Source organism: Maccoyibacter intestinihominis (assembly GCF_040096355.1).
Taxonomy (GTDB): domain Bacteria; phylum Bacillota; class Clostridia; order Lachnospirales; family Lachnospiraceae; genus Maccoyibacter; species Maccoyibacter intestinihominis.
The window spans coordinates 22,259-36,375 of sequence record NZ_JBBMEX010000011.1 but is presented as its reverse complement, the minus strand read 5'-3'; the positions used below and the strand labels follow the sequence as shown (position 1 = coordinate 36,375).

Here is a 14,117-nt window from a genome sequence, read left to right as displayed (position 1 = left end):
TTCCTTACCCTTTCTTGCCGGAATCCTGCTTGATCTCTTCTACCATACGTCGTAAATCCAGCATTTTGTCTCTCAGTTCTGCCGCTGCCTCGAAATTCAGATCCGCGGCTGCGCGGTCCATCTGTTTTTTCACATCTTTGATGAGTTTTTCTAACTCTTCGCGGCTCATGGACTCCGGATCTTTCTTAAATTCTATCTCTTCTTTTGCAACTTTCTTAGAAATACTGATTAAGTCGCGGACGGATTTTTCTATCGTCTTTGGCGTGATTCCATGTTCTTTGTTGTATGCTTCCTGTATCTGGCGGCGGCGTTTTGTCTCATCGATCGCCATGCGCATAGAATCGGTAATGGTATCTGCATACATGATGACATGACCATCCTGATTTCTTGCCGCTCTTCCGATCGTCTGTATAAGTGATGTATGGGAACGCAGGAATCCCTCTTTATCCGCATCCAAAATTGCTACCAATGTAATTTCCGGAATATCCAGTCCCTCTCGCAAAAGGTTAATTCCCACTAACACATCAAAGACGTCAAGACGCAGGTCACGGATGATCTCCGCCCGCTCTAACGTATCGATATCCGAATGCAGATATTTTACCCGGATGCCTACTTCCCGCATATAATCGGTCAGATCTTCTGCCATCCGTTTTGTCAATGTCGTAACCAGTACCTTATGATGCCCGGAAATTTCTTTTTTTACTTCTGCTAATAGATCGTCTATCTGTCCCTCTACCGGACGGACATCTACCTCCGGATCTAACAGTCCTGTCGGACGGATGATCTGCTCTGTCCGCAGCAGCTCATGCTCATCTTCATATACGTTTGGCGTTGCAGATACAAACAGCATCTGATCGATCTTACTCTCAAATTCCTCAAAGTTCAGCGGACGGTTATCTTTTGCCGACGGCAGGCGGAATCCGTAATCGACCAGTGTTGATTTTCTTGCCTGGTCTCCTGCATACATACCACGCACCTGTGGTATGGTGATATGCGACTCATCCACTATGATCAGATAATCATCCGTAAAATAGTCCATTAAAGTATGTGGTGTTGCTCCTGCCGGACTGCCCGCTAAATGTCTGGAATAGTTCTCGATTCCACTGCAAAATCCGGTCTCTTTTAACATCTCTATATCGAAATTTGTTCTCTCCGCGATCCGCTGTGCCTCTAACAGCTTGTCCTCGCCTTTAAAATATTTTACGCGCTCTTCTAATTCTTTTTCTATATCCACACAGGCACGATTGATCTTTTCCTGCGGCACAACATAGTGGGATGCCGGGAAGATGGAGATATGCTCCAGCCGGCTCTTGATCTCTCCGGTCAGCACATCGATCTCAGTAATTCTGTCTATCTCGTCTCCAAAAAATTCCACACGCACTGCCGTATCACTGTTATTTGCCGGAAAAATCTCCAACGTATCTCCATGCACCCGGAAGGTTCCTCTTCCAAAGTCCATCTCATTTCTTGTATACTGTATATCTATCAACGCCCGGATGACATCATCCCTGTCTTTTTCCATTCCCGGACGCAGAGATACCATCATTCCCATATAGTCTTCCGGACTTCCCAAACCGTAAATACAGGAAACGCTAGCTATCACGATGACATCTTTCCGCTCCACCAACGCGGCGGTCGCCGACAGACGCAGTTTATCGATTTCCTCGTTGATCGAGGAATCTTTTGCGATATAAGTATCCGTGGACGGCACATATGCCTCCGGTTGATAATAATCATAATAGGAAACAAAATATTCCACAGCGTTTTCCGGAAAGAATTCTTTGAACTCCCCATACAACTGTGCCGCCAATGTCTTATTATGCGAGATAATCAGTGTCGGCTTATTCAGTGCAGCTATGACATTTGCCATCGTAAATGTTTTTCCCGAACCCGTAACTCCCAGCAGGGTCTGGAACTGGTTGCCCTCCTGAAAGCCCTTCACCAGTGCCTCAATCGCCTGTGGCTGGTCACCGGTTGGCTGATATTTTGATACTAATTTGAAATGCTCCATAAAAAATTTCTCCTGATCATATCCTGTTATCTATCTGTAATGCTTGCAATTTTTTGCAATATGAATGTTTTCGATCTGTTCTTATTATTGTTACCTGTTTAGTATATCATTCAATATAAAAAAAGTACAGAACAAAATCGAATGTTTGTTCTGTGCTTTTTTATTTTCCGTCATCTTTTCGAATTTCATCAATGATCCGACCGATATTACAGGTAAGCTGCCCTTTGCACTGATGAATGTCTGATGTCCATCTTTTTGATTCTTGATAATTTGTTCTGCATTTGGTTCAATATCATCTTATCCTGTTCCTTATCAAACGATATTTCCGGATTTTCTTTCTGATCCTCTGCAAACTCGATCAAACGTCTTGGAAATGAAATATCTCTGTCACTCTCCGTTTTTTCAAGCAGACGTATATCAATTGATGGACCATAATTTAATTATCTATAAATGATATTTATATAGTACATCCTCTCTTTTATACTGACTAATATCTTCAATTATTTCGTATGCAATGTTTTCTTTCCCAACATTATAAACACGATATATTCTATATAAAGATTTTTCCCACTTTCTGTAAACGACAACATATCAAAACCATTTCTATGATCTAATGCAACCGAAGAATCAACAAGTTCTGCCAGTTTCTCTTTTCCTGCATTGAGCAGCTTTTGTACCTCTATTGAATAAACAAATTTTTCTTATGCTTCAATCATTTTCCTTGTTAACTACACTTCTACTTTATACCCAGTAAATTGAACCCTCTTTTCCACAGCTTTAACCTTTAAGATATTTTTCCTTTTCCGTCTAATACCTTACGCCTGTTATTCATCAAAAACTGATTTGTCTGCTCAACCCAATCCTGCATACTCATTAAAATTTCATCTTCAGCCATTAATTCTGCGTAATCAATAAACATTGTTACTAGTCTGTTCAGACGAGATAATTCTTTCTCGTTTAAATAATTTTTCGCAATTCCAATATCACGTTTTAAAACCTTACCATTAGGGGCTTCTTTCCATGTGGTTAACCCCATCGCCGGTTTCTCAGAATCAGCACGTTCATATATAAGTTCTGCCGCTGTCTTTCCTGTAACCGCAAAATGCAATTTATTCTGAACAAAGGCATAAAAATTCTTTGTGATTTCACTGTTTTTATCGTAATCATAACTACACTGTTCAAAAACATCTGTAATTTTCTGATAGGCTCTCCGTTCACTTGCTCTAATTTCACGGATACGCTCTAATAATTCCTCAAAATAATCTTTCCCAAAAGGCTTTCCATTTTTTAGCATATCATCATTCAATACAAACCCTTTAGTAATATATTCTTTTAATGTTATTGTAGCCCACTGTCGGAAACGCGTAGCCTTCTTAGAATTAACTCGATATCCAACAGCTATAATTGCATCTAAATTATAACATTTTACTTTTCTTGTAACATTACGTTGTCCTTCATTTTGAACTATCGAGAATAACTCGGTAGTTGCTTCTTCTTCTAATTCCTCCTCCTTATAAATATTTTTTAAATGTAAAGAGATATTATCAGTTGTGCAATCAAATAAATTTGCCATTGCCTTTTGTGTCATCCAAAAAGTCTCTTCCTTAAACATTACATTCACGCAAATATTTGTACCTTCAATCTGATATAAAACAACCTCATGTTCCTGATTCATTTCTATTTGTTTCCTCATTTTTAATATTTATAAAATACTTTACTTTATCACAAAAATTTTAGATATAACCAATACTTTTTATTTTTACATTCATTATAGTTCTTTCATTGCACCAATATCAGTCATAAACCATCCATTGATACTTTGATAGCAATTTGAAATGCTCCATAAATTTCTCCTGTTCATATCCTGTTATCTATCTGTGATGCTTGCAATTTTTTTTGCAATATGAATGTTTTGGATCTGTTCTTATTATTGTTACCTGTTTAGTATATCATTCAATATAAAAAAAGTACAGAACAAACTCAAACATTTGTTCTGTACCATATTCCTTATACTCTCACTCTACCTCTTCTCTTCCCCTCTACTCAAATCCCCGGATTCGTTCCACAACCGAATGCCGCCCTGCCAGCAATCGGTAAGCCAGTACCGGAACCGCCACACAGACCGCCAGAACCAGAAGGACTGCTGCCGACACTGGAAGTATCGGAACTGAAAATGCAATGCCACGGTAATTCATCGACTGGTAACACAGATAGGTGATCAGAAGTCCTACGGTCCCTGTCAGGAGTATGGAGCCGCCCGCATAAAAAAGTCCCTCATAGACTAACATCCGATAAACCTGCCGGTCGGTCATGCCCACACTCTCCATGACCGACAGTTCGACCTGTCGGTTCTGAATACTGCCGGAAACCGTATTGATATAATTCATCAGACCGATAAATGCCAAGATCAAAGTAATTCCGATTCCGACACCCTTCATATTTCCCTGTGCCTTTTTCACATTTTCCATTTCTTCTATTTTAGATTCATAAGAAACATCTCTGCTGTCGGAAAGTGACTGAATAGCTTTTATTACTGCCTGTTCCGTCTGAGTGTCATACTCTTCATCATAGAGAACCGTCATATCCTGAACAAACGGATTTTTTACCACTTGCTCTAGCCACTTTTCACTGACGATCAGATCCGGTCCCAGTCCGATCCCTGCATAACGGTTATCATCTGTAACGCCTGCTATCTGAAATGTACATTTTCCCTGCGAAACCGAATTTTCCGGCAGGAGGCAGGTAAGCTCTTTTCCTAAAATCTCCTTTTCCTTTAACTGCACACCGTTTCGATAGAGAATACACACCCTGCCTTCCATAAAATCCTTTTTGTTCACCTTTTTCTGAAACATACTGTTCAGATTTTCAAATTCCGCTTCATCGATTCCTTTCAAATAAGAATAATATTTTTCCGGATGTGCCTTGTAGTCCTCTACCGACTGCTCATACGGTTCAGACATCCACATTTCATATACCGCCCGCATCCATGTGTTGGCAAAATCAGCCTCCCATGGAACCAAGATTTTGGTACTGGTCATCTGGTGCACTTCTTTCACGCCGGAAATGTTTTCGATCTTTTTCGTAAAATCGCTATCTAAAATCGGCTTCCAGTCCTTTGTATCCTCTTTCATCAGTGTATCATTGACAATCTCCATATCTGCATCCATGTAATTCGATACAATGGTCCTTGCTCCCTGACTTTCGATCAATGTGATCAGCACTAAAAATACCGAAAGACCGGTTGCTAACGATAAAAATACAACGGCTGTTTTCTTCTTATCCTTTTTCAACTGTCTGCAAGCCATATTTTTTAACACATGACCTCTTTTCGTCCGGTGCGATTTCCGGTTTGATGTGACGGTACAGTATCCAAGTGCCTCCATCGGTGTGACGGCACAGGCAATTTTGACCGGCTTTCTGCTTCCAAGCAGCAGGGTAATGACCGCAATCAGGATCGTCAAAAGGATAATTCCCGGATGAAATGCCACTACGACTTTTTCACGGATGCCAAGGGAACGCACCACCTCCGGGATAATGAAAAACGAAGTCAGCACTCCCGCAAAAAATCCACCGCCAATTCCAAATATCCCGATCCAGCACATCTGACGTTTCATCAGATTTTTTACCTGCGTTCCGGTCATTCCGACTGTCTGGAGTAAGCCGTAATAGCGGATATTTCCGGAAACCGATAAATAGAGAATATTGTAGATCAAAAGGTATGCACTCAAGCAAGTGATGAATGCCAGTCCCACCATTCCCCTTAAGATCCGTACGGAATTGGAGGTTTCGGCTGTAAAAAACAGTGCCTGCTGCACTCCTAGATCCATCTGCTCCCGAAACTCTTCCTGTTTTTTTGTCGTCAGGATTTTACTTTTGAACTGCAGATACATTCTTCCGGAACGAACATCCGACAACTGATAACCGGACTGCTGATAAAATTTTTTAGAAACAAAAAATACTTTTTTCGTACCGTATCCGTCCCAGATCCCACAGATTTTAAAGGTTTTCTCCTTCGGTTCTGTTCCGTTATCATCACCGTAGGTCAGTGTAAACGTGTCACCGATCCCCAGTCCCGAAAGCCCGCAGTCCTCCAATGCGGTCTGCGTGACCATCACTTCATTTTCCTGTTTCGGATAATGCCCCTTTGTTTCTTTTCTTGCCGGAGCCATGATCTCGTCCCAGTAAGTTTTATCGCTGTAGATCAGCCACGTATGCAGGGTATCATCCCATTGGGTGCTGATCGCATAACCCGCCACGCCGACTTTTCCTATCTTCGATACCTCACTGCTGTTTTCACACTTTTTTACCTGTTCTTTCGTCATTCCATACATGATAGCATCCATGTCCGCACCACTCAAGCGGATGTTCTGACGTTTTTCCATTTTTACATAGGTAAGTCCTACCGTAAAAATCGAAAAGAGCATAAAAACTGCCAGAAAGACAGCACACACCAGTACCAGATTTTTGCCCTTATTCCGAAAAAAGGAAGTCTTTGCCATCCTTTTGATGACCTGCTGATTATTATTTTTCAGCATCTTCATCACTTCCCTTCCGTATTTTTCCGTCCTCAATACAGACGATCCGGTCTGCGAGCTGCGCAATATCCATATCGTGAGTGATCAGTATCAGTGTCTGCGAAAAACGTTTTGCCGCAACGCGCAAAAGTCCCAACACCTCATGACCTGTTCCGGAGTCCAGGTTTCCGGTCGGCTCATCTGCAAGAATGATCGCCGGTTTCGATGCAAGTGCCCTCGCGATCGCCACGCGTTGCTGCTGGCCGCCGGACAACGTCCCCGGAAGTGCCTCTGCCTTTTCCTGCAAATGCAGCATATCCAAAAGTTCCCCGATAAATTTTTCATCCACATAACCGCCGTCTAACTCGATCGGCAGTACAATATTTTCATAGACATTCAGATCCGGTACCAGATTATAATTCTGGAATACAAATCCCACTTTTCTTCTGCGAAAAATGGCAAGCTGTTCTTTTTTCAATTCCGACAGCTTCTTTCCGTCTACAAAGACCTCTCCCGAAGTCGGGGTGTCGAGTCCGCCAAGCATATGGAGCAGGGTGCTCTTTCCGCTTCCCGATTTTCCGATCATTGCGACAAATTCTCCACGCTCTACCGTAAGATCCACGCCGTCCAATGCTTTTACCGTATTTTCTCCAAGCCGGTAATATTTTTTCAATGCCTGTGTTTCTACCATCCATGTCTTCATCTTTCTTTCCTCCTTATAACACAAGCATAATGGTAAAAAATCTCAAACCTGTCACAATCTTTAACTATCACAAAATTGTGATAATCTGTTCCTGTAAAGCGACGCTCTTTCACAAGGAATTTATTCGCATGTATCTGTTATTTTTCAACCAGTCTTTATCCATTTGGCAGGAAAATCCGAAATTCTGCTCCCGCTCCTGCTTCTGATACCACTTCGATATAACCTTCCTGCATCAAAATGATCTCTCTTGCTAAATAGAGACCCACGCCGATCCCTTCTTCGTCATGCACCTCCGGTTCCCGATAAAACCTTTGAAAAATCTCTGCCTGCCGTTCTTTTGCAATCCCCTTTCCCGTATCTTTGACACTGATCCTTGTAAAAAATTCCTCTTTCTTTGCCGAGATCCATATCTTTCCACCGGCATCCGTATACTTAACTGCATTTTCTAACAGATTAAAAACTGCCTCCTCCGTCCATTTGCTGTCGTGAGAAACCGTTAAATCCTCTTCACAGTCCACATAGATTTCCATCTGTTTCTTTCCTGCCCTTGGAACGATCGCCGAAACCGCACGATACAAAGTATCGTATACCGATACATCCTTTTTCCGTATTTCAATAATACCGGTTTCTAAACGCGACATTTTAACCATGCTCTGTATCAGAAAATCCAGTTTTTTAGTCTGCTGCTCCATCCGGTTTAAAAATTCTGCCGTCTCTTTTTCGTCCAAATCCCCTGCCTGCAACAGTTCTAAATAAACTTTCAGATTTGCGATCGGTGTTTTTGTCTGATGTGAAATATCGGAGATCAGCTCCTTCATCTGCTGTTTATTCTTTTTGCTTTCTTCCTCTTTTTCACTCCAGATTTCCTGCAATCTCTTGAAGCGGACCGATATTTTTCCCCACAGGCTGTCATCCATTTCTTCTTCCACGGAAATCTCTGCTCCTGTCGCCAGTGCATCCAATGCCTGCTCCAATTTTTCCGAAAATTGATCTATTTCTTTCTTTTTCCGTCCTAATCTCATGCTTCTGCCCACTGATAACCCATTCCATAAACGTTCAAAATATAGCGATGCTCTTCATCTTCAATCTTTTTACGCAGCCGGTTGACATTGACCGCTAAAGTATGCTTGTCCACATAAGCGCCCGTGGAATCCCACAGTTTTTCTAACAATACGGAATATGTCAAAAGAACTCCTGCATTTTCCGTAAAATAACGAAGCATCCGAAATTCTGTCGGTGTCAGAACACATTCTTTTCCACCGACCCACGCTCTTGCCGCATCAAAATCCACGCGCAAAAATCCATCCTCAAAACATCTGTGTTCCTGTCTCGAACCGTTTCTGCACAAAACATCGATCTTTTTCAAAAGGATTTTCATGGAAAAAGGCTTGGTCACATAGTCCTCTGCCCCCGCTTCATAGCCGCACAGCGCATCCTCTTCTAAATCTCTTGCCGTCAGAAAAAGCACCGGAACCGGTGTGCGTTCCTTCACCCATTTGCAAAAATCAAACCCTTCGCCATCCGGCAGATTGACATCTAAAAGGATCACATCCGCACCTTCTTTTAAAAACAGTGTTTTTGCATTCTGGACAGAATCCGCACTTTCTGTCAGATAGCCTGCTTTTTGCAGTGTATAACAGATTCCTTCTTTTAATTCTCTATCATCCTCAACGATCAGTATTTTTTTCATGATTTTTCTTTATCTTTTCCTCCCACTCATGCAGACGTTTTGCTGCCTCCGGATTCTGTTTTTCCAATCTGTGCTCTAAGCGGACACGGCTTGCCTCTAAACGTTCTAAGACCTCCGGATGTTCCTTTTGTACCTGTTCCATGATCCTGCGTCGTCTCTTTTCGATCAGTTCGAGGATCACGGCACGGTTATCCTGTGCACTCAGATTCTTAGAAAGCTCATCCATGTGCAACTCCATACGTCTTAGGAACTCGTCCTCGTCAATCACACCAAGGCTGTGCCAGGTTTCCATATATTTTTCTAAGCCCTGCTCTACTAAATTCTCTAAATCCGGCATCTTTTGAATATTTTCTAAGACAAGGTGTACCCGCTTTTCAATCTCTTCTACCGTATCTTCGCCAAACGCCCAGGTGAACTCTTCCAACGTATTTTCCGCTTCTGCCGGAATACTCATTAAGAATTTCTGTTTTCTCTCATCCAGCCCGCTCAGTACATACGGCTCCTGCAGTCCTGCATCGTAAAGTGCCGCCGTAATGGTACGCCGCACGTGTCCTTCCTCGATCAGATGACCAATGCCTAACTTTCGCATCTGTACATTGACGGTATCCATGTGCTCTGTCAGATAAAAACGGATGCCGCGTTTTTGCAGATTTTCCGCTAACAGCTCTAAGCGGTCTGCTGCTGTAATGTCGATTCCCGTGACCGCTCCCGCATCCACGATCACTACTTTGGTATCGTCCTTGATATGACTTTCAATATCCTCCTGAAAAATCTTTATGTTTGCAAAAAAGAGACTTTCGCTGAACTGATAGATCAGCACATGTTCGATCTCATAGGCATAGCGGTTTTTCTTTCTGTCATAAAAACCCTCCCTGCCCGGAATGACTCCCAAAAACGCTCTTGGAGGATTCGTTGCCCGAAGGATCACAGCCACAAAAGAGAGTAACATTCCGATAATGACTCCGTAAATGGTTCCAAGTAACAGCACGCCTAAAAAAGCCGCCACAAAAATATAAAATTCATTTTTGCTGACCTCATAGAGGCGCTTTGCTAAATCAAACTCCACCACCTTCATCAGTGCAGAAATGACGATCGCCGTCAGCACCGGAACCGGAAGATAGCCGATAAAACCGGTTCCAAACAGCAGTAACAGTATCATGGACAATCCTGCCGTAATGGATACCACCTGTGTTTTTCCACCATACTGCTCATTCATAGAAGTTCTTGATATGCTTCCGTTGACCGGACAGCAGCCCACAAATGCCGCTGCTAAGTTGCTGACACCACAGGCAAGGATTTCCCGGTTGTCATCAATTTTATAGCCATTCTTAAATGCAAAATTATTTTCCGACAAAAGTGTTTCCGCCATGATGACTACCGCCACCATCAATCCGCGTCCCGCTGCCTGTGTCAGATTGACCTTTCCCAGTTCCGGGAAGAAAAAGGAAGGCATTCCCGGCTCTACTTCCGCTAACAGCCGTACCCCATACTCATCAATATGACAGACACAGGTCAAAAAGACTCCGGCAGCCATGACGACCACCGCCATCGGAAACTTCGGAGCAAATTTTCTCACTACCACGATTGCCACTAAGGAAGATACCCCAAGAATAACCGAAACTATGTTAATATTTTCACATGCTTTGATGATATGGCGTATCAGTTCTACCAACTCTCCCGAACCGGAACTGTTTCCTAAGATTTTCGGGATCTGCATGAGGATGATCGTCACGGCGATTCCGCTGATGAAGCCTCCCATGACAGGCGTAGAAATAAAATCCACTATTTTCCCCGCATGGAATAAATAAAAGACCAGCAGCCACACACCCGCAAACAGCGCCACCATCGGCACAAACTGCATTGCCTCTTCCGATGCCGGTGCAATGCCAAGCGTCGCTAATGCCGCACCTACGATCGCCGCCGGTGCTGCATCGACTCCCATGATAAACTGTGGCGACGTAGAAAAGATCGCAAATAACAAAATCGGAAATACCGAACCGTAAAGTCCGTAAACTGCCGGAAGTCCTGCCACTTCCGCGTATCCCATCGCAATCGGTATGGACACTGCCGCCATGATGATGCCCGAAAGGATATCTTTTGGCAGATACTGTACTTTATAATTTTTGCATGTGTGAAATAGTCCTGTCTTCATTCCAATCTCTCCCTGAATTTCTTTCATCATTTTATTGATAAATTTCTTATTAATAAATTTCCAATGAATCCTTTCCTCTTATATGGTATACAGCGCTCTCCGACAATGTCGGACTTTAAGAGCCTGTCCATAGAATCGAAACAGGGAATGCCTCGTCTTCCGATGCACTCCCTGTTATTTTTACCTGATTTTCTTTAGCGTCTTCCGCAACACTGTTTGTATTTCTTTCCACTGCCACATGGACATGGATCATTCGGATATACCTTTGCTGTCTCACGGCGCTTTGGAGTCGCTGCCACAGAATCATCTTTATTCGTTCCGGTTACTTTTGCAACCTGTTCTCTCTCTACCTTCTGCTCAATGCGGACATGGAAGAGAAGTCTTACGGTATCTTCCTGAATGTTCGCGATCATATCATCGAACATATCAAATCCGCTCATCTTGTATTCTACTAACGGATCTTTCTGTCCATATGCCTGCAACCCGATACCCTGACGGAGCTGGTCCATATCATCAATATGATCCATCCATTTTCTGTCGATAACCTTTAATAAGATCACACGCTCTAATTCACGCAGTGCTTCCGGTTCCGGGAACTCTGCTTCTTTTGCTTCGTACAGCTTCACTGCCTGTTCTTTCAGCTTATGCTTTAACTCTTTGACATCTTTTACTTCATCTGTCAGTGCTGCCGTGATCGGTTTTAACGGAATGATCGGAAGTAACAGCTCATTCAGTTCTGTTAAATTCCAGTCCTCTTTTGGAATATCGGAGGAAATACAGATATCGATCGTATTTTCCACACGATCCGTGATCATCTTATAGATCACATCCCGCATACTTTCGCCGTTTAATACGCGGCGGCGCTCTTCGTAGATGATCTCTCTCTGATCGTTCATAACCTGATCATATTCTAACAGATTTTTACGGATACCAAAGTTGTTACCCTCGATCTTCATCTGTGCTTTTTCAATCGCATTGGTCAGCATCTTATGCTGAATCTGTTCATTTTCCGGAACACCAAGCGTATTGAATACTTCCATCAGCTTCTCAGAACCGAACAGACGCATCAGATCGTCCTCTAAGGAAATGAAGAACTGGGATTCACCCGGATCTCCCTGACGGCCTGAACGTCCACGCAACTGGTTATCAATACGTCTGGATTCGTGACGCTCTGTACCGATGATCTTCAGACCGCCCGCAGCGCGTGCTTCATCGTCTAACTTAATATCGGTACCACGGCCTGCCATGTTGGTTGCGATCGTAACTGCTCCGTGCAATCCGGCATCTGCTACGATTTCTGCTTCCATTTCATGGAACTTCGCATTTAAGACCTTATGCTGAATTCCTGCTTTTTTCAAAAGCCGGCTGATTTCCTCGGAAATATCAATGGTAATGGTTCCGACCAATACCGGCTGACCTTTTTCATGTGCCTTAATCACTTCCTCAACTACTGCATGATATTTTTCTTTTTTCGTCTTATAAACGGCATCCTGTAAGTCCTCACGGATAACCGGTTTATTCGTAGGAATGACGATAACGTCCATTCCGTAAATATCACGAAACTCTTTTTCCTCTGTTAAAGCGGTACCTGTCATACCTGCTTTTTTATCATATTTATTAAAGAAGTTCTGGAAAGTAATGGTTGCTAATGTCTTACTTTCTCTCTTAACCTTTACATGCTCTTTTGCCTCAATTGCCTGATGCAGTCCGTCAGAATAACGGCGGCCCGGCATGATACGTCCGGTAAACTCATCTACGATCAATACCTGATCATCCTGAACGACATAGTCCTGATCGCGGAACATCAGATTGTGTGCACGGAGTGCTAAAATAATGTTGTGCTGGATTTCTAAGTTGTCCGGATCTGCAAGGTTGTCAATCTTAAAGAACTGCTCTACCTTCTTCACACCATCCTGTGTCAGGTTTACGACTTTATCTTTTTCATTTACGATAAAATCTCCGCTCTCTTCCACTTCAATTCCCATGATGGCATCCATCTTGGAAAACTCCTGGCTCTCTTCGCCTCGTACCAATTGTCTTGCTAAAATATCGCAGGCTTCATAAAGACTGGTAGATTTTCCACTCTGACCGGAAATAATAAGCGGTGTTCTCGCTTCGTCGATCAATACGGAGTCAACCTCGTCGATAATTGCATAATGAAGGCCTCTTTGTACCAGCTGCTCCTTGTAAATGACCATGTTATCTCTCAGGTAGTCAAATCCAAGTTCATTATTCGTAATATAAGTAATATCACAGTTATATGCCTCGCGGCGCTCATCGTTGTCCATACTATTTAAAACCACACCTACGGTCAGTCCTAAAAATTCATGAACTTTTCCCATCCACTCAGCATCACGTTTTGCCAGATAATCATTGACGGTAACGATGTGTACACCTTTTCCTTCCAATGCATTCAGATATGCCGGAAGTGTGGATACCAAGGTCTTACCTTCACCGGTTTTCATCTCCGCAATACGTCCCTGGTGCAGTACCACACCACCCATAAGCTGTACACGGTAGTGCTCCATGCCAAGAACACGTCTTGCTGCCTCTCTTACTGTTGCAAATGCCTCCGGAAGCAGATCGTCTAATGTCTCGCCTTCTTCTAAACGTTTCTTATACTCTTTTGTTTTATCTCTCAGTTCTTCATCAGACAATGCCATCATGGAGTCCCGCATTGCCTCAATCTTGTCTACGATTGGATTTACAATTTTAAGTTCCCTGTCACTATGCGTGCCAAACAATTTTTCTGCTATCTTCATATTCGATCTCCTATCGTCTCTGCCATCTTTCCCATAGCAGTCTTTCCTAAAATAAAAAATACTTGCATATAGAGAATATTTTATCACGATTTCCCCAGTGAAACAATACATAATCCCCCATAAAGCTATGAACGAATTATTAAATTTTTGTAAAAATGACTTCCTATTATAAACTTCATGCTATAATATCAAAGGATTCGGGTTTCAACATGGTATTTTTGATGTTATATACCAGATTACACAAATGAGACATTTCATGTTTCCTTGTGCAGACCATTCCAATGA

8 protein-coding genes are annotated in these 14,117 nt (G+C 42.7%); all 8 read right to left on the bottom strand.

Annotated features, from left to right (window positions below; translation table 11 throughout):
• Window positions 1-4: 4 nt before the first annotated feature.
• The 8 genes from uvrB to secA all read right to left on the bottom strand — a co-directional run bounded on the left by uvrB (window position 5) and on the right by secA (window position 13,832).
• On the bottom strand, window positions 5-2,011 hold the full coding sequence (gene uvrB / locus WMO43_RS10760; protein WP_353531166.1) for an excinuclease ABC subunit UvrB: 2,007 nt from the start codon (window positions 2,009-2,011) through the stop codon (window positions 5-7).
• A gap of 784 nt (window positions 2,012-2,795) precedes the next feature.
• Entirely contained in the window at window positions 2,796-3,686 is an 891-nt protein-coding gene (locus tag WMO43_RS10755) for a virulence RhuM family protein (protein ID WP_353531165.1), read from the bottom strand.
• Between the two features lie 364 nt (window positions 3,687-4,050).
• Window positions 4,051-6,552, bottom strand: a complete 2,502-nt coding sequence (locus tag WMO43_RS10750; RefSeq protein WP_353531164.1) for an ABC transporter permease — start codon at window positions 6,550-6,552, stop codon at window positions 4,051-4,053.
• Window positions 6,533-7,228 carry an ABC transporter ATP-binding protein gene (locus WMO43_RS10745; protein ID WP_177963178.1) on the bottom strand — a complete coding sequence of 232 codons (696 nt, stop codon included), beginning with the start codon at window positions 7,226-7,228 and terminating at the stop codon, window positions 6,533-6,535. Before WMO43_RS10745 ends, WMO43_RS10750 begins: the two co-directional genes overlap by 20 nt.
• 155 nt (window positions 7,229-7,383) lie before the next feature.
• The gene (locus WMO43_RS10740; protein WP_353531163.1) at window positions 7,384-8,250 is read right to left on the bottom strand and encodes a sensor histidine kinase; all 867 of its coding nucleotides are present in this window, start codon (window positions 8,248-8,250) and stop codon (window positions 7,384-7,386) included.
• Window positions 8,247-8,918 carry a response regulator transcription factor gene (locus WMO43_RS10735; RefSeq protein WP_177963180.1) on the bottom strand — a complete coding sequence of 224 codons (672 nt, stop codon included), beginning with the start codon at window positions 8,916-8,918 and terminating at the stop codon, window positions 8,247-8,249. The genes WMO43_RS10740 and WMO43_RS10735 overlap by 4 nt, the downstream gene beginning before the upstream one ends.
• Window positions 8,896-11,070: a SulP family inorganic anion transporter gene (locus tag WMO43_RS10730; protein WP_177963181.1), complete on the bottom strand. Its 2,175-nt coding sequence runs from the start codon at window positions 11,068-11,070 to the stop codon at window positions 8,896-8,898. Before WMO43_RS10730 ends, WMO43_RS10735 begins: the two co-directional genes overlap by 23 nt.
• A gap of 194 nt (window positions 11,071-11,264) precedes the next feature.
• On the bottom strand, window positions 11,265-13,832 hold the full coding sequence (gene secA / locus WMO43_RS10725; RefSeq protein WP_353531161.1) for a preprotein translocase subunit SecA: 2,568 nt from the start codon (window positions 13,830-13,832) through the stop codon (window positions 11,265-11,267).
• Window positions 13,833-14,117: the final 285 nt, after the last annotated feature.

Coding starts and splice junctions, on each gene's coding strand:
- uvrB (WP_353531166.1), bottom strand. CDS start 2,011: ATGGAGCATTTCAAATTAGTATCAAAATATCAGCCAACCGGTGACCAG.
- WMO43_RS10730 (WP_177963181.1), bottom strand. CDS start 11,070: ATGAAGACAGGACTATTTCACACATGCAAAAATTATAAAGTACAGTAT.
- WMO43_RS10735 (WP_177963180.1), bottom strand. CDS start 8,918: ATGAAAAAAATACTGATCGTTGAGGATGATAGAGAATTAAAAGAAGGA.
- WMO43_RS10755 (WP_353531165.1), bottom strand. CDS start 3,686: ATGAATCAGGAACATGAGGTTGTTTTATATCAGATTGAAGGTACAAAT.
- WMO43_RS10750 (WP_353531164.1), bottom strand. CDS start 6,552: ATGAAGATGCTGAAAAATAATAATCAGCAGGTCATCAAAAGGATGGCA.
- secA (WP_353531161.1), bottom strand. CDS start 13,832: ATGAAGATAGCAGAAAAATTGTTTGGCACGCATAGTGACAGGGAACTT.
- WMO43_RS10745 (WP_177963178.1), bottom strand. CDS start 7,228: ATGAAGACATGGATGGTAGAAACACAGGCATTGAAAAAATATTACCGG.
- WMO43_RS10740 (WP_353531163.1), bottom strand. CDS start 8,250: ATGAGATTAGGACGGAAAAAGAAAGAAATAGATCAATTTTCGGAAAAA.